General features: G+C 47.3%; 18 protein-coding genes and 1 tRNA gene. 10 read left to right on the forward strand and 9 right to left on the reverse strand.

Annotated features, from left to right (window positions below; genetic code table 11):
- The first annotated feature begins 30 nt into the window (after positions 1 to 30).
- The gene (locus BKD14_RS10085; protein ID WP_022710792.1) at positions 31 to 1,575 is read left to right on the forward strand and encodes an undecaprenyl-phosphate glucose phosphotransferase; all 1,545 of its coding nucleotides are present in this window, start codon (positions 31 to 33) and stop codon (positions 1,573 to 1,575) included.
- The gene (locus BKD14_RS10090) at positions 1,572 to 2,906 is read left to right on the forward strand and encodes an O-antigen ligase family protein (protein WP_245293613.1); all 1,335 of its coding nucleotides are present in this window, start codon (positions 1,572 to 1,574) and stop codon (positions 2,904 to 2,906) included. Before BKD14_RS10085 ends, BKD14_RS10090 begins: the two co-directional genes overlap by 4 nt.
- 165 nt (positions 2,907 to 3,071) lie before the next feature.
- Here BKD14_RS10090 and BKD14_RS10095 read toward each other — a convergent pair whose 3' ends face one another.
- On the reverse strand, positions 3,072 to 4,208 hold the full coding sequence (locus tag BKD14_RS10095) for a GGDEF domain-containing protein (protein WP_075655617.1): 1,137 nt from the start codon (positions 4,206 to 4,208) through the stop codon (positions 3,072 to 3,074).
- 351 nt (positions 4,209 to 4,559) lie between these two features.
- Between BKD14_RS10095 and BKD14_RS10100 the strand changes: the two genes are divergently transcribed.
- Both BKD14_RS10100 and BKD14_RS10105 read left to right on the forward strand, forming a co-directional pair.
- Positions 4,560 to 4,811: a GlsB/YeaQ/YmgE family stress response membrane protein gene (locus BKD14_RS10100; protein WP_022710788.1), complete on the forward strand. Its 252-nt coding sequence runs from the start codon at positions 4,560 to 4,562 to the stop codon at positions 4,809 to 4,811.
- Between the two features lie 53 nt (positions 4,812 to 4,864).
- Entirely contained in the window at positions 4,865 to 5,158 is a 294-nt protein-coding gene (locus BKD14_RS10105) for a hypothetical protein (RefSeq protein WP_022710787.1), read from the forward strand.
- A gap of 64 nt (positions 5,159 to 5,222) precedes the next feature.
- Here the strand turns inward: BKD14_RS10105 and BKD14_RS10110 are convergent, their stop codons facing one another.
- Entirely contained in the window at positions 5,223 to 6,857 is a 1,635-nt protein-coding gene (locus BKD14_RS10110) for a phosphoethanolamine--lipid A transferase (protein ID WP_075655619.1), read from the reverse strand.
- A 445-nt stretch (positions 6,858 to 7,302) separates the two neighbouring features.
- On the opposite strand from BKD14_RS10110, the gene BKD14_RS10115 reads away from it, so the two are divergent.
- The 3 genes from BKD14_RS10115 to BKD14_RS10125 all read left to right on the forward strand — a co-directional run bounded on the left by BKD14_RS10115 (position 7,303) and on the right by BKD14_RS10125 (position 8,753).
- On the forward strand, positions 7,303 to 7,602 hold the full coding sequence (locus tag BKD14_RS10115; RefSeq protein WP_075655621.1) for a hypothetical protein: 300 nt from the start codon (positions 7,303 to 7,305) through the stop codon (positions 7,600 to 7,602).
- A gap of 247 nt (positions 7,603 to 7,849) precedes the next feature.
- Positions 7,850 to 8,194: a DMT family protein gene (locus BKD14_RS10120; protein WP_075655623.1), complete on the forward strand. Its 345-nt coding sequence runs from the start codon at positions 7,850 to 7,852 to the stop codon at positions 8,192 to 8,194.
- 40 nt (positions 8,195 to 8,234) lie between these two features.
- Complete coding sequence (locus BKD14_RS10125) at positions 8,235 to 8,753, forward strand: DUF3060 domain-containing protein (RefSeq protein ID WP_083646971.1); 519 nt, start codon at positions 8,235 to 8,237, stop codon at positions 8,751 to 8,753.
- A 73-nt stretch (positions 8,754 to 8,826) separates the two neighbouring features.
- Here the strand turns inward: BKD14_RS10125 and BKD14_RS10130 are convergent, their stop codons facing one another.
- The 3 genes from BKD14_RS10130 to BKD14_RS10140 form a co-directional block, all read right to left on the reverse strand.
- Entirely contained in the window at positions 8,827 to 9,111 is a 285-nt protein-coding gene (locus BKD14_RS10130; protein ID WP_022710782.1) for a hypothetical protein, read from the reverse strand.
- A gap of 215 nt (positions 9,112 to 9,326) precedes the next feature.
- A tRNA-Pro gene (locus tag BKD14_RS10135) sits at positions 9,327 to 9,403 on the reverse strand.
- 98 nt (positions 9,404 to 9,501) lie between these two features.
- Positions 9,502 to 10,254: a hypothetical protein gene (locus BKD14_RS10140; protein ID WP_075655625.1), complete on the reverse strand. Its 753-nt coding sequence runs from the start codon at positions 10,252 to 10,254 to the stop codon at positions 9,502 to 9,504.
- A gap of 231 nt (positions 10,255 to 10,485) precedes the next feature.
- Here BKD14_RS10140 and BKD14_RS10145 point away from each other — a divergent pair, with 231 nt between their 5' ends.
- Positions 10,486 to 11,568, forward strand: coding sequence for a glycosyltransferase family 4 protein (locus tag BKD14_RS10145; protein ID WP_210215505.1), 1,083 nt, complete (start codon positions 10,486 to 10,488; stop codon positions 11,566 to 11,568).
- Positions 11,569 to 11,619: 51 nt separating this feature from the next.
- On the opposite strand, the gene BKD14_RS10150 is transcribed toward BKD14_RS10145, so the two are convergent.
- Positions 11,620 to 12,405 (reverse strand): glycosyltransferase family 25 protein, encoded by a 786-nt coding sequence (locus BKD14_RS10150; protein ID WP_075655629.1) that lies wholly within the window; start codon positions 12,403 to 12,405, stop codon positions 11,620 to 11,622.
- Positions 12,406 to 12,578: 173 nt separating this feature from the next.
- Between BKD14_RS10150 and BKD14_RS10155 the strand changes: the two genes are divergently transcribed.
- Both BKD14_RS10155 and BKD14_RS10160 read left to right on the forward strand, forming a co-directional pair.
- A complete protein-coding gene (locus BKD14_RS10155) occupies positions 12,579 to 12,830 on the forward strand; it encodes a hypothetical protein (RefSeq protein WP_022710779.1) in 252 nt (83 codons plus the stop codon).
- Positions 12,831 to 12,913: 83 nt separating this feature from the next.
- Positions 12,914 to 13,225: a hypothetical protein gene (locus BKD14_RS10160; RefSeq protein WP_075655631.1), complete on the forward strand. Its 312-nt coding sequence runs from the start codon at positions 12,914 to 12,916 to the stop codon at positions 13,223 to 13,225.
- 16 nt (positions 13,226 to 13,241) lie between these two features.
- On the opposite strand, the gene BKD14_RS10165 is transcribed toward BKD14_RS10160, so the two are convergent.
- Genes BKD14_RS10165 through BKD14_RS10175 form a run of 3 tightly spaced genes read right to left on the reverse strand, consistent with a single transcriptional unit; the run spans position 13,242 to position 16,690 of the window.
- Positions 13,242 to 13,775 (reverse strand): N-acetyltransferase, encoded by a 534-nt coding sequence (locus tag BKD14_RS10165; protein WP_075655633.1) that lies wholly within the window; start codon positions 13,773 to 13,775, stop codon positions 13,242 to 13,244.
- A 29-nt stretch (positions 13,776 to 13,804) separates the two neighbouring features.
- The gene (locus BKD14_RS10170) at positions 13,805 to 14,851 is read right to left on the reverse strand and encodes an HlyD family secretion protein (protein ID WP_075655635.1); all 1,047 of its coding nucleotides are present in this window, start codon (positions 14,849 to 14,851) and stop codon (positions 13,805 to 13,807) included.
- Positions 14,852 to 14,878: 27 nt separating this feature from the next.
- Positions 14,879 to 16,690, reverse strand: a complete 1,812-nt coding sequence (locus tag BKD14_RS10175; RefSeq protein WP_139316378.1) for an MFS transporter — start codon at positions 16,688 to 16,690, stop codon at positions 14,879 to 14,881.
- Between the last annotated feature and the right edge of the window lie 7 nt (positions 16,691 to 16,697).

Below are 16,697 nucleotides of genomic sequence, written 5' to 3' on the forward strand. Positions count from 1 at the left end.
TGAGCAAAATTTTAATATGCCGGTGTACCCATGAGTGAGAAAAAACATAAAGGAAGTTTCGACAGGAAGGCGCTGCAAAAGCAGCATGACTCCGGCGCAGCCTCCACACCTGCTGAAAAAGTTGAATTGAGCCCGCTGGCCATGAAAGTAGCCGCTCAATACAAGAATGAAAGTATTTCACCGGCTCTGTTCACAGGGCTTATGCGCATATGGGAATTTGCTGTTGTCGCCCTGTGCGGTATCGCTGTCTATCTCAGCTATGTCGGCGCTGAAAGCATCCATATGCTGGAATATTTGTTTGCGAATATTCTTGCCGCCGCGCTCTATGTTATTTTCGCCCAGTTCAGTTCCGGCTATCGCCCTTCTGTGCTGCGCAAGCCGTTTCGCTATCTCGGCCGGCTGATTATCTGCTGGGCCGGCGTTTTTGCGGTTCTGGCTATTGTGGCCTTCCTGCTGAAAATTTCTGCGGTTTATTCCCGTATCTGGTTTGCCGGATTTGTGATTTCCGGTTTTATCGCCCTTACAATATCGCGCTTTCTCGCAGCCAAGCTGATGCGTATTCTCGCCCGCAGCGGCCGTATGGAACGACGCGCGGTTATTGTCGGCGGCGGTCAGAATGCGGAAGATCTTATTCTTGAACTCAACAAACAACCGGATAATGACATCCGTATCTGCGGTATTTTTGATGATCGCGGCGATCGCCGTTCTCCGCCGATTGTTGCCGGTTATCCGAAACTCGGCAATATTTCCGAGCTCATCGAATTCGCCCGCGTTGCCCGCATTGATATGCTGATCGTTTCTCTGCCTATCTCCGCAGAGGAGCGGGTTTTGACGCTGATGCAAAAGCTTTGGGTATTACCGGTCGATATCCGTCTTTCTGCCCATGCTGCCAATATGCGTCTGCGCCCGCGTGCTTATTCCTATATCGGCTCGGTGCCGATGCTGGATATTCTCGACAAGCCGATCAACGATTGGGATGCGATTGCCAAGCGCTTGTTTGATATTGTCTTCAGCCTGTTCGGAATTGTGCTGTTCTCACCGGTCATGCTGGCGACGGCTATTGCGATCAAGCTCGACAGCAAAGGCCCTGTAATCTTCAAACAGAAACGGCACGGCTTTAATAATGAAGTGATCAATGTCTGGAAATTCCGCTCGATGTATAGCGACCAGTGCGATCCGACCGCAAAACTGGCCGTCACAAAGAATGACAGCCGCGTTACCCGTGTCGGCCGCTTTATCCGCAAAACATCGATTGATGAATTGCCGCAGTTTTTCAATTCCTTAGGCGGCAGTCTTTCACTTGTCGGCCCTCGCCCGCATGCGATCAGCGCCAATTCCAACAATATGCTCTATAATGATGTGGTTGACGGTTATTTTGCCCGCCACAAAGTTAAACCGGGCGTAACCGGCTGGGCGCAGATTAATGGCTGGCGCGGCGAAATCGACAAGCCTGAGAAAATCGTCATGCGTACGGAATATGATCTCAATTATATTGAGAACTGGTCATTGCTGTTCGACCTGAAAATCCTGTTCCTGACCCCTGTGCGCCTGCTGAACACGGAAAACGCCTATTGAGCTATCCGTCCCAACCTGTGCCCCGATCTGTGCAAGCGTCACCCACATCAGACGCAGCATTCCATGCATTGGCGGAGCGCGGCCAGCGACAAGCTGCAATGCAATGGATTGCGCGGCTGTCACTGGCAACAGGTGTCTTTTTCAGCGGCTTCGTTCTCTTCGAACCGGGGCCTTATGAAATACTGATGCTGGTGCTCATCAGCCTGTGGCTGTTATTCGGCCTTAGGCTGAGTGTTAACTCACTGGCATTGCTGCTCCTGCTCACCTTGTTCAATATTGGCGGTGTGCTTTCGATTTTTCAGATGGCTGATCTGAAAAAGGCACCGCTTTACATTGCCGTGTCATATTTTCTGGCCTTGACCAGTGTGTTTTTCGCCGCTGTCACCGAAAGCGACTGGCGCAGATTACAGCCGCTTTTCACCGGCTATCTGGCGGCTGCCGTCATTACAGGAATGCTGGGTATCGGCGGTTATCTCAACCTGATACCTGCGGCGGATCTGTTTACGCTTTATGGCCGTGCCAAAGGTGCATTTCAGGATCCGAATGTCTTCGGCCCTTTTCTGATCCTGCCTATCAACTGGTGCATCTATCAGGTTCTGACCCGCCCTTTTCAGAAAAGCCTGCTCTATTGGGCATTATTTCTGGTGCTGACACTTGCGGTATTGCTGTCCTTCTCCCGCGCTGCATGGGGCATGTATGCCGTATCCTTAGTGCTCATTCCGGCTCTGTTGTTTATCGGCAGCAAGAACCAGCGCTTTCGCGGCAAGATCATCCTGATCAGCATTGCGGCGATTGTTCTCCTTGCCCTCACATTGTTGATCGCCCTGCAAATCCCGCAAATCAACGAATTGTTCACCCAGCGTGCGCGCCTTGAACAGGATTATGACAGCGCCCGTACAGGACGTTTTGCACGGCATTGGCTGGGTTTTCTTCTGTCCATGGAAAAACCCTTCGGTATCGGCCCGCTGGAATTCGGCCCCATGTTCGGAGAGGATACCCATAATATCTGGCTGAAAGCCTTGCTGGATTATGGCTGGCTCGGCTTTCTGTCTTTCATCATCCTGACAATGCTTACGCTGGGTTTCGGCTTCAGGCTGATGCTGCGTGAGCGGCCATGGCAACCTTATCTGCTCTGCGCCTATGTTGCATTTATCGGCCATATACTGATCGGTAATGTGATCGATATCGATCACTGGCGGCATTTCTATCTGATCGTCGGTATTATCTGGGGTTGTGCAGGGCTTGAACAACGCTATCAGCAACAGGCACGGCATCATCTTACTTCAGAACCACGCCCCTATAGCAACGCACGCATTGCAAGACCGGTTTAATTTCTGCGGAACCAAAACACCGGCACCGGCGTTACATCCCTGTAAGCAAATCAAGACAATCAGGGAGAACAAAGATGTTAAGAGCCGGTATTTTGTGGATGATGGGTGTTCCGTTTTTTGTCGTAGTCCTGATCTGGTATTTCTTCTTCTGATCCGCAGCAGAGATCAGGCAAAAGTCACCTGATCGCGGCCGGTCGCTTTACTGCTGTAAAGTGACATATCAGCCCGTCGGTAAAGGCTTTCAAAGTCTTCATTCCTTTCAAGCTCCGCAACGCCGACACTGATTGTGAGAACAGCTGAGACCTGTGAGCCTTCATGCTCGATTTTCAGTGCAGCTATCTGCGTGCGCAGTTTTTCCAGAAACTGTCTGGCTTGTTCCGTTGTACAATCATAAAAGAACAGTGCGAATTCCTCACCGCCAATTCTCGCCGCCATATCCTCGCTACGACGCAGCGTAGCACTGATTGTACCGGCAACATGTTTCAGAGCCTCATCCCCCGCAGCATGACCGTAAATATCATTATACAGTTTGAAATGATCCACATCGATCATTGCAAAACACATAGGTTTCCCCTGTGAACGCCCCCTGCTCATCATGGTCTCAACATGTTGGGAAAACAGACGGCGATTTGCCAGACCGGTCAGTGAATCCGTGTCGCGTTCTTTGCGCAACTCCGCAATCATATCCATAAATGTCACGGCCAGCAGTCCGATACCGGTCACGACACCGATCACAGAAATGGTGAATTGCAGCACCAGCCAGAACGAACCGGCAGAAAATTCGATGACAGGTGATGTCATCATTCTTTCCGCAGTCAGAATTGTGCGCGGAAAGAAATGTAGACCAAGCCCCAATATCAGCCAGAATAATAATTTATCGCCGGAATTCCCTCGCAGTAAAAAGCGCGCCTGCAGGGCTGTGGCCAGAAAAATCGTCCCTACCCCCAGATTGATAATGTAGATCCGGTAAAACAGGTTTCGCTCGATGTAAAAATAATAAATCGTTCCGCCGACAATAGAGATCAGAAACAAAGGATAGAACCAATAAGGCAGCTGTCTGCCTGACCGGACTAAAATGCCATGGGAAAAGAACAGAACACCTGCAACATATAGAGTTGCGGACAATACTGCATTCTGCCCGATATCTGCCGGTGTAAATGTAACCTGAGCTAAAACACCGATTGAAACCAGCAGAAAGGCACAGCCGAACAGCCCGAGATGCGGCCGTGTCCGCTCAAGGAACCACACACCGAAAAACATCAGCGAAAATAAAAAGAAGAAAACCGGCGGCAGATAAATCATAGCAAAGCAGTTTTCTTTTTCTCTGAGCCGGAAAACTGACCGGATTTACCCATCCCACATCCTCACAACCACATGCGCCTGTATTTCAGAATGCACTCCCGCATGCCGGTCTTTATGTTTCTGATAATTATTTTAACGGCTTTCATCAAGCAACATAAAATTTATTTTATGCAAAACAGTATCTGCATGTCTTTCAATGCATGGATCACTGTCTTTACGGGAACCAAAACGCCCCCTGAACGTTTTCTTTCACAGCAGATATTTAACGCTGCATTTGTCTGCGCCTTAAATTCCGGCAGACAAAGACCATCTTTTTACTATGTGCTGAACGTCAACAATGAGGGAAATACCATGGAAGATGCTCAGATAGGCTGGATTGCAGCTATTATCATCGGTGGTCTGGCCGGCTGGCTGGCCGAAATGTTCATGAAAAGTGACCACGGCGTTTTCATGAATATTATTCTGGGTATTATCGGCGCTGCTGTCGCCAATGCCCTGCTCGGCATGTTCGGCGTGGTTCTCGGAGGCTGGCTCGGCTACCTGATCGCCGGTTTTATCGGGGCATGTATTCTGATTGCAGCGGGGCGCATGATCCGGCGATAACTCCCACGCCTTTGTAAGCGCCTATTCCACAGTCAAGATAACGGAGAATGAAAATGGCAGAGAATGCTGACAATGCCCGTCAGGCAATGGAAGAACAGATTGCAGAACTGCGCGCGCAGATTGATGCGATGAGCAAATCTTTGAAACAGCGCGGCGAGGAAGCCGCAGAAGAAGCCCGCACCCGCCTGAACCGTGCAGCCTCAACCATCAAAGAACAGGGACAGGCAACCGTATCTGTCATCCGTGAAAATCCGGGCACCGCAACAACCATTCTGAGCACAGCCGGTATTGCCGGTTTCGTGCTCGGCTTTCTGGTTGCCAGCTGCCGGAATGACACGCGCTGGTAACAGCCGCAACGCTCCCTGCGAGTTCAATAAAACAGCGCCGGAAATTCCGGCGCTGTTTTGATATTCAGGAAGCCGCACCGTCACCGCGGCAGCTATTGAATATATCCATATCCTTGTCATAGACGGTCGTCTTCACATTCATCAAGCCCAGCACCGTATGGAACAGATTATCATGGGATGCCGGATGATCACTCAGCGTCTTCAGACAAGCCTGCTTCAAATCATTCTCTTTCAGAAAATCCGGTGAAAACCAGCTGATAAACGGAATCGTCGTCTGCTCCCGCGGCGCAATGAAATAAGGCATGGCATGAAGATACAGCCCTTTCTCGCCAAGGGATTCACCATGATCGGACATATAGATCATCGAAGAAGCAAACTCGCCTTCTCTCGATTTCAGCAGGTCAATGATTTCCGCTAATATTTTATCGGTGTAAGCGATTGTATTATCATAGGCATTTACAATTTCCTGCTGAGTGCAGTCAGCAAAATTTGATGTGCGACAGGCAGGTTTGAAGACTTCCTGCTCCGGCGGATAGCGCCGGTAATAGGCAGGCCCATGACTGCCGAGCATATGCAGCACAACAACCGTGTTAGTCTTAAAACTATCAAGACGAGATGCCAGCGTGTCTACCAGCACCTGATCGTAACACTCACCACCTGCACAATTCGGATTACCTTCCTGCAACTGGCTCATATCAATTGTTTCAATACGATCGGCCACACGCTTACTGCCGGTGTTATTTTCAACCCACAAAGGCTGAATACCGGCATGTTTCAGCACATCCAGCAGATTTTCAGACTGGCGGAATTTCTTGCTGCTATATTCCGTACGCGGGAACGGAGAAAACATACATGGCACAGAAACAGATGTCTCTGTTCCGCAACTGCTGACATCGGTGAAGTTCAGTACATCGCGCTCACGCAGCATCGGATTTGTATCGCGGTAATAATTGTTGAAACTGAAATTCTGTGCGCGGGCTGTTTCGCCAACCACAATCACCGTCAGGCGCTTTTTGTTACTACCCTCTTGATGTGGCTTGGTCTGCACAGCATCCGTGCCGAGCGGCTGAGCAATATAAGTGCGCTCGTCATTGACCTTCACGAAATAACGGATGGTACTGCTGAGCGGTGCCAGCGGGTTGAGCCTGCCGGTGATTTCCGCCTTCTTTTCACGAAACATCGAAGAAAAAGTACCAAAATTTGTCAAAAGCAGAGCAACACCGGCAATCAGGCAGCCGCTGATCAGCAGCGTATTGACCCATAATTTTTGCACAAAAGGCCGGTGCCTGATCTCAACCCAAATGATCAGCAAAGACGGCAAACCGGCATAAAGCAGCATATTCGTTACAAAATGCGCATTCATCAGGTGACCGGATTCAGCCCTTGTGGTTGTCGCAGCATTTTCAATCATATTCGGCGTAATCAAAACACCGAAGTGGTCAATGAAATATGCCGCGGATGCCGACACCGTGACAAAGAAAATCAATGCAGGCTTGATGAGATATGGCGCTGAAAATAAAACCAGCAAACAATAGGTCAATAAAAACAATGTTGCAGCGATAATGCCGGTGCTCAGAAAATCTTCTTTGAGATAGTCTGCGATGAAAACAAAAGCTGCGCGGTTAAAAAATACAGTAATATAAATGGCTGTAATGAAGCATAATAGATTACTTGCAACAGAAATTCTTTTGAATTTCATAATTCACCTGTTCGACGTTTAAAAACGCACAGATTCAATATCTTCATCAAGAAACAACGCGTTTTTGAGCAAGCTACAAAGCAGATCAAAACCAGCTGAGTAAGTATGCGCGTTTTTGAAATAATTTTTTACGAAAAGACAGAAATTACAATTACTTATCAAATTCAATCTTGAGATTTTCTCCCGAAGATTGAAGCGCCAGCTTCCGGGCAAAATTGTGACATTGCAATCAGAATAAGAATATATTCCGTTGCAATTCCTATATTACAAAGCAGCTTTCTGCCCCGGAATGCACCTCACTGAATTTCCCTGCCGCTTCAAAAAGTCTTGTTTCAACTTCCAGCAACTGAGCTATGATGGATTGAATAAAGTTCTATTTCTCAAACGCTTACGGTGCCCGCCAATATCTTCCCGACGGCACCGCAGTCAGAAGGACAGACTTGTAATGATTACCGGCCCGCAATCTAAAGCTGCCCGCGCATTAATTGAACTCAGCCGTGAAAGACTGTCATCATTCTCAGGCATTGATATCCGTGTGATTGAGTTATTTGAACGTAAACTTGAAACACCGGACGAGACTGTCCTTGCAGCGCTGCAAAAAGCGCTCGAAGATGCCGGAGCCGTGTTCATTCCGGAAAATGGCGGCGGTATCGGCGTCAGATTGAAATTTACACGATCCGAAGCACGGCGCCTCTCTACTCTGGAAAGCGAAGGCGGCATTGTTGCCTATGATGAAGTTCCTTAAGCGGAAACATCTGTCTGATTAAAGAAATCCGTCACGGGCAGAACAAAGCAGGGGAATTGTCTGTCTTTTTCTGTCCGTGAAAATGGGTTTTCGGCCTCGCGGGCGATCTGTTCAAAGGTAAAACAAACCGATAAAAGATCTTGCTGTTCGCACCAACTTTTTATCCCGTTCCGGCCTGCCAGAACGCTCAGCCCGTCACAATGATTGCACGCTGAGTGCGGCTGCCGCCGATCACACCGAGGCACATATGGCTGATTATCTCAAGCCGATCTTACTGCTTTGCGCATCCAATATCTTCATGACATTTGCCTGGTACGGGCATCTCAAATTTGCAAACAAGCCGCTTTTGCTGGTAATCATCGTCAGCTGGCTGATCGCTTTTGCTGAATATTGCCTTGCGGTTCCGGCCAACAGAATGGGGCATGGCATCTATAGTGCTGCAGAGCTCAAAACCATTCAGGAGGTTATCACTCTCAGCGTATTTGCCGGATTTTCTGTGCTGTATCTGGGAGAAAGCATAACCATCAATCATATGATTGGTTTCGCATTTATCTGCCTTGGCGCTTTTTTTGTATTTAAAGGGCCATTTTAGAGATATACAGAATACCTCCCCTCCCTCAACAGAGAGTGACATGATGAAACTCAAAATTTCCGCAATCACTTTAATGAGTGTTCTTATTTCAGGTGCTGCATCCGCAGAAGAACTGACAGTTGAAGGCTCCGGTATTACACGTGATATTGCCTGTTCATCGAATGATATCGGCATTTATGGTGCAAAGAATATCATCAAACTGACCGGAAAATGCGATGATATTGTCATTCACGGCACCAATCATCAGGTTACATTTGAAGAAGCCGATGATGTCTCGGTGTCCGGCTCCGACAATAAAGTGACCGGTGGCCGTGTAAAAGACCTCTCAGTGGACGTGGCCAATCATGAAGTCACAGCCACATTACGTTCCAATGATAATGACAGAGCCGAGCTTGAAGTGAGCGGTGCACAAAATGTGGTGAATGTTACCTTGGAAAGTGACACCAAAATCGAAGTGGGCGGGGTTGGCCATAAAATCAACTGGTCTGTCGCATCAGGTGTTAAAGATCCGGCGATTTCAATTTACGGTGCCGATCACGAAGTTAAAAAAGCAAACTGATTTCGCTTATAGCTTATAAAATGAATGAAGCCCCGAACAGGGCTTCATTCATTTGACGGGAAAATGCCTGTTTTTACTTGGAAACGGCTTCCAGCCCTTTGAATTCTTTCACTTTGTCTTTTGCGCCTGTCGTCAGGCCACTTCCCTGCTTTGCACAGATACGCTCAGCAAATGCAGCTGATGGCGCACTGCTGCCATCTCCGACAATAAACTGATAACCATTATCACACCGCACCCAATGAACTGTTCTGCCGGAGCTGTCTTTTTGAGAAATGTTTTTATAGGCGTAAGCTTCGGCTGCAGGAATAAGAACAATTGCAGATGTCATTACTACTTTAAGCAAATCTCTGATAAACATTGGTAGTCCTCCCTCTGTTGTTAATACTTCCTCCCCATCGGAGTATTTCAAAGGTAAACCGGTCGCAATGAATGTGTGATGAATAGGCCGTTCAGCAATATTGCATAGCAGAACTAAGAGCTGTTTCGTTGCAGTATGAAGCAAAGCAAAGCTGTAAACCGGTCTTGAAACAATAAGCCGGTTACGCAGAAAAACACATTTAAATCATTAAAACATGGTCGGAGCGGCGGGATTCGAACCCACGACCCCTTGACCCCCAGTCAAGTGCGCTACCTGGCTGCGCTACGCTCCGAACACCTAAAAGCCCTAGAATATAAAGGCTTTTATGGCAAGCCCTTTAAACTGACACGAAAAATGCAAAAGCTTCACCGTCTTTATTATCCACCTCAACTATGAATTTATGATCTCATAAAGCGGTGTATCCGGCAGAATCTGCTTATTATTATTCGCCGTATTATAAAGATGGAAAGCCGTTGTCCTCGGAGTAATCAGATCTTGAACGCGCAGACCTCTTTCATGAAGAAGTGTCGTACAAGTATAGTGCATAGGATAATAAATATCGATCGGGCTGACCTTGTTCTTAAGATCCAGCTCTTTAACAATATGCGTTATCAGGTTGGGACCAATAGCCCCCCATGGATGTTTTGAAACAGGCTTTGGAAAACCCAGAGACTTTCTCAGTCTATATCTTTTGATTTTATTGGCTTTAAACCATGGCGGGATAAAATAAGGATCTTCAGCCGCAGATAATAATTGCTTCAGCATTGCACTATCCTGAGGCACTTTCAGGATCGCACCGTTAATTGTACTCTGCGTTTCCCAGCCCATTATATAGTCATTATCTTCAACCGGCTTTATACAATAAACATCACAGTCGACATAAAGGCCCAGACCTTCCCGCAAAATTCGGTAGCGATAAATATCTGAGGCAAGCGCAAGATTGCCCGATGAAGTCCGAACGATCTCGCTCTCTTTCATCAGTTTGTTTGCGTCGAAAATTTCAACCCCTTTCGGGGTGTCCTCGGGCTTGCCATAGGCATGTAAGACGATCTTACAGCCTTTATCTACAAATGATTTAAGACATGCAGCATGCACTTCACCAAGCCGCTTACCGATCCACAAACTATTTACGATGAGCGACATATCTTCCTCAAAATGCGGGATTTACCACCACCGCTGCATAGCTTTGCAAGCTTGATTTTGTCAAATAATAACAGCTAAAGGATATGCGTCTTATACCGGTATGAGTAAACCATCAGGATAGAAATATTTTTCTTTAAAAAAGCAAGCAGCACAAACCGCCCTCTCAAAATCGGTCTGATTATTGATGAATATTTCGGTGCAGCTGATACAGCCTTTGGTGGTTACGGTTTTTTGGCGCGAAGATTAATTGCCAAATATCTTCCAGACACAAATCTTCAAATAGATGTTCTGCTTGGCAGAGGACGAAAACGGTATAGTGCCGAGGAAACCATTGTCAAAGATGACAAGACTATCAATTTATACCGCTTACCTAAACGCAAATGGGCGGCCCAAAGATGGTTAAAAAAGCAGAATTATGATGCGTATCTCAGCATTGAACTGACTTACAATTATGTTCTGGAATGCGAACCCGATACGAATAAGAAATTGATTTTATGGATACAAGATCCAAGACCTATGTATGAATGGGATGAGATCAATACAGTAAAATTATTTCCTGAAACCAATTACTATGACCAAAATATTTATGACACGGTTCATAAATTATACAGACAAAACAGAGTGAAATTTATTTCTCAGGGGCATTTTTTAAATCAAAAAGCAAAAGATCTATACGCTTTAGATGACAATGTCTCAATCGACTATGTACCAAATCCGATTGAATATGATGAAAGTTTTAAACTCTCTGACAACCCAAAAGAGAATTTAATTATCTTTTTAGGACGGCTGGAATCTGTAAAGCGCGGCTGGTTATTTTGTGAAATAGCCAAGAGAATGCCTGATTATCAATTCTGCGTTCTTGGGCAGACTTTTCGCGAGAAGCACAAAAACACAGATATTATGCAGTCCTATTACGACATACCTAATCTGCATTTTGCAGGTCATGTAGATGGCGATGTGAAAAATGAATATCTGAAACGCGCAAAAATTCTTGTAAATACTTCTATTCATGAAGCATTGCCGATTTCATTTCTGGAAGCCCTGTCCTTTGGCACATTGCTCGTCAGCAAAAGAAACCCGGAGGATCTGACGTCGAAATTCGGCACTCATGTCGGAGATGTATTAGGTGACGGTTTCGATAAAGTAGATCTGTTTGTTGATGCTATTCATAAGATTCTGGATAATCCCGATCATTATGATGCCATCGCCAATGAAGCTATATCCTATATTCGCTCAGTCCATAATGTTTCTGCATTTCAAACCACGATGCAGAATATACTCAAAGAAGAATTCCCTGATCGCTATAACAACTAATCGCTTTATATGGTCTGCCTGACGCACACAGGCAGACTCTTCTTCATTGATCTAAAGATAATCAACGATCATTCTTTTTTGCCAAACAAAATTTTTAATTTTTGTCGCGCCTTTTTTAAGTTCACGCATAATTTTATGCGTTTTTGACAAAGTACTGCGACGGGTTTCAATCATATCCACGACAGAACGCCCCTCAATATTCTGTCCTAATGTCAATGCTTCAGGTTGCAACACCTGTTCCTGCACACAAATCGCAGGAGACATTTGATATATATTTGTGCGGGAGAATCCATCGCACAACGGATCAAACAAAAAATGATCTATAGGGACCGGCATATAATTACTTGATAGTTTTAACAGCTCGGCTGCCAGCTTACGGGATATTAAATAACCACCCGTTCCTGCATGAAAACTCAGCATTCTCAGCAGCTGCCAATTCTTTACTGATACATTCCCCCATCGTTTAAAATAGACCTTCGTTTTAAAGGTTTCAAAGCGCAGTAAATTTATGTCACCCGGAACCCAGTCAGAACTCTCAAGAAAATCAGCTGCACTATCACTGAGGATAATATCATCTTCGAAAATTGCGGCATATTCATCCGTACCGGCAACTAGAATTTCCCAGCATTTCCGATGGCTCATAAAGCATGCAAATTCAGAATTTGTCGGCTTTGGCCAATCTTTATGCAAAACAATATTGTCGAGTTCACTCTGAGACAAACCACGCGCATCAACGGCAGCCACACGTTCAAAATCAAGATTCAAGCGCCCAAATTGCTCATGACAATGTTTCAGCCTGTCGGGAGATCTATCCAGATTAATGACAAGATTTTTCATAGAATGGCTCACGTTACAATTCTGCTCCTTCTAAATTTTATTCTCAGCGGGGGCAAGACAATGAAGCCATTCCACTTTCAGCTGCCATCTCTTTCCTTAATTCAGACCTCAATAATCGCGCTTGACCGCAACCAAAAATAAGAACATTATAAGAACAAACAGAGGATTCTATAATGTCTCTCGCCGCACAAAACCCTGAAAAATATATCATTATGCCGTTTCGTAAGAATAATCAGAAACTTGTTGCGGCGGAAATGCGCCCTGCTTCCAGTGAGGCAGGTGCCATTAAGATTGCCACATCTATGTCCGGCCGGTTTATTGGTGTTGCGGCCTATGCTGTGATGGTTGATGAAGAAAGCGGCGATATGAACGCGCCGCGCCTGTTAGCAAGCTTTGGCGAAGTGCCTGATTTCAGTGATGATTAAAGTATGATTTCCTGTGTACTATCCACCGAACATTCGCCCTCTATGCAAGCTCATGCAGTAATATAACCGGCAAAGGATTCAGTATGCGCATTCTATTTCTTAAAATGATTGCAACAGCACTTTTGATGACAGGACTGAGTTCAGCATCATTGGCGGCCCTTGCACCGCAGTATCAACGCGCAAATGAAATGAATGCTGTCATCTCTGCGGTTACTGAAACACTGTCTCCGCAACAAGCTGTCACCAAAGTCGTTTATCAGAGTGAAGACCAGTATTTGGTGGTCGCAGGCAATTGCTCAATCAAAGCAACCATTATCACGCTCCCGGCAAAGGCCGGACTGGTAGGGCCAAGACAATTTAAAGTTCAGCTTGGAAAACAACGCTGCAAAAAATAAAGCCGTGCATGGAAGATCAGAACTGATGGATCAGATGAATATCATCCGGCTCCAGAGCATATAGTTTCTGATCCGGCTGTCCTATCGGATGGCCACCCTGATGCAGATAAAACTCGACCGTATGCCGCGTTGAGGTTGAAGAAATATAGAACCCTTCCGCACCCTGCTCTTTGACAATTTGCATAGATTTCCGGTAGAGACGCGAGGCTAATCCGCGCCCGCGCCAATCATGACTGACATGCAAAAAAGACAACTGCCGATATTGCGGATAATCCGTAACCGGCCGCGCATCAACAACAGCCACCGCAACCAGTTTTCCTCCCGCAAAAGCACCGGTAAATGTGCCACCATGATCGTAACATTCCAGCAAGATTGGCGTATAGAGCTCAGGCTCCCCGTCCGGCCAGTCGCGCGTATCATAGAACTCTGAATGTAACTGCAAGCGGCCGTCAGTGAAACGGTAGACTTCCTGAACAATCTCGCGCCGCTCAATTTGCCAGACTGATACCACCTCATCGCGTATAAGCGGACGTATCTCTATAGCTTGCATTCAGACCTCGCTCTGTTGTCCTGCGAGCATTATTCCGCTGCAACTCTGGTATCAACCTTTACGATAACCGACATACCTGGCATCAGACGTTCGACCTGCTCCTGCCCGCCATCAATAGCAATGCGAACCGGCAGCCGCTGCGTTACCTTGATGAAATTCCCTGTCGCATTATCCGCTTTCAAAACACTGAATTCCGAGCCTGTTGCCGGAGAAAAAGCTTCGATATGACCGGTCATTTTCTCATGGTTTAATGCATCCACGGTGAATGTCACCGGCAGTCCGGCTTTCATACCGTAAAACTGCGTCTCTTTAAAATTGGCAATGATCCACTTTTTATCAGGCACCAGATTAGTCAGCTGTGCACCAATATTGACATATTGCCCCGGCTTCGCACCGATTTCCCCAAGTACACCATCCTGAGGCGCAATAATTTTTGTATTGCTCAGATCAATTCTGGCCAGATCAACTGCAGCTTCTGCATTTGTCACAGCCGCTTCGAGAGAATGCCTGCGAACAATGATGGATTGTACATCCTGTTTATTCACTTCCAGCGCAGCCTCAGCCTGACTGACAGCACCGCGCGCCTGTTCCAAAGCAGATAAGGACTGATCTTCATTGCTCTGGGTCATCACCCCGCTTTTACGCAAAGGTGTCACGCGGTTATAATTCGCCTCGGCCACATTCAACGCCACTTTCGCACTGTTCAGCACTGCTTCGCCGGAGCGTGTCCGTGCCTCTGCGGCTAAACGATCCTGCTCAGAATTTGCCAAAGAAGCTTTTTGTGTTTCCAGCATGGCCTCAGCCTGTTTCAACTTCTGCACATAGATGCGGTCATCCAGCGCAAATAACACATCACCTTTTTTCACACGCAGATAATCACGATCCGGCACCTGCTTTATATAACCTGCCAGCTGCGGACTGATAATTGTGACCTGCCCGCGGACATAGGCGTTTTCTGTCATCTGCACAGAGGAGCGAAATGGCGGCAGCTGCCAGGCATAAAGGATGAACAATACGCCGCAGAGACCAATAGCCAGAATAAACAATGTTGCCGAATTACGAAAAATCTTCTGCATTTCAGATACTCACAAATCAAAATCAACTTATGCGGGCTGCGCAATTGCGCGCCCGTGAATCAAGCGCCAAAGTTTCCCGATTACGGGGAAAACAGCGCGACGGATAATCAGAATGACCAAAGTCAGCGCGGCGATAGCGGATACAAGCAGAAACAGATCATTATAGGAGAGCACAGTTGCTTCCTTCATGATCTGCTGGCCAAGCAGCACCGCACCTTCAGCCTGAATATAGGCAGGATCAGTGATAACCTTCGATATGGCTGCCGATAGCTGCGAGATACGCAAGGTCACCAGAGGATCAGTCAGTACAATCTGGTCATAAAGCGCACGCATATGATGCTGCTGCCGCCATGTTACAAAGCTGCCGAAGACTGCGGAGCCAAACAGCCCGCCCACACTCTGCGTGAAAATGAAAATCACAATAAAGCTGGTGATATAAGCCGGTCCGTTTTTCAGTGCACTCATCAAGCCCGCCGCCATAGCAGGCGGCAAGAACAAGGCTCCGCCGAATGAAATCATCCCCTGACTGAGATACATCATTTCAGGACGGGTCAGATTATTGGCATGACCATCCATGAAGGCACCGGTCATAATCAATATCAGCGCAACTGCATAAATATAGGCCTCACGTCCCGGACGGATAACCATCGCGCAACTGATACCGCCCATAAACGAGCTGATAATCAGAACCCAGTAAAGGCCGGTGCTTTGCTCATTATAAATGCCGAGCGCCTGAAACATACCCGTGGCACCCGCTGTCTGCTCCGATAGCACCAGACGAAACACCAGCAACATGCCGGTAAAAGTGAGCGTCTGCCTGCTTGTCAGCCAGCGGATGTTAATCAGCGGATTTTCACGGTTGAATTCAATCGCTGCGGCCAATGCCAGAGCAGCAAAAGCAACCGCGAGACAGATGCCGATCCACGGTGCCTCAAGCCACCAGTATAAACGGCCGACAACCAGCATCATCGCCAAAAGCCCGAAACCGGTTGCTATCAGCGGATAGCTGATGAAATCCAGCTTTTCGAGCACTTTCTGATGCGGGATCGGTGTCAACTTGAGTGTATAGACTGTTGCAAAACACAGCATCGCCAGACCGATTTCCAGCATATAAAGCTGCTGCCACAGACCGGCATCCAGCAATATAGGAGAAATAATCCGCGAAAGCGGTGCACCAAGTGTCGTGCAGGTCAAAGCAAGACACAGCCCCCAGCTCATTTTCTTGCTCGGGGGAAATGCCTCAAGCATATAGAAAAAGCCGAGCGTCGACATCGGCGATGCTGCAGCCCCGGAAAAGAACCGCACAATCAATGCCGAGTTCAGGTCATGGATAAACCAGTGCAGTGATGTAACCACCACAAATGTCAGCAGCCCCAGTTCTGTGAAACGGCGCAAGCCGTATTGCGTGCGGATTTTCATCAGGAACAATGTCAGGCTGACATTTGGCGCCATATAGGCAGCAAGCAGCCATGTTGTTTCCGCAGTCGTAGCGCCAAGTCCGCCCTGTATTTGCGGAATATTGACTGCAACCATATTCAGGCCAATGCCCTGTGTGATCCACATCAACAGAGATGCACACACAAAAGCAGCAGAAAGCAGAAACGGTTTTGCCGGTGGTACAGGCGGAGCCGCAGGAACCTGCGGGGCATCAGATGCAGGAGCTTCCACCGCTTCCTCAACAAGTGCCGGTTTCACCGACTGTTGTGAGGCGGAAGGCACAGCTTCAGCTGTTGGCTTCTCAGCTTCCTGCACACCGGCATTTGCCGGATGCAGCACTGCATCAGCATCATCTCCGGCCTCTTTCGGCTCATCCTTTCCGGTCACTCTTATATCTGCCATGATAAAA

This window comes from Pseudochrobactrum sp. B5 (assembly GCF_001939785.1).
In the GTDB taxonomy this organism is placed as follows: domain Bacteria; phylum Pseudomonadota; class Alphaproteobacteria; order Rhizobiales; family Rhizobiaceae; genus Pseudochrobactrum; species Pseudochrobactrum saccharolyticum.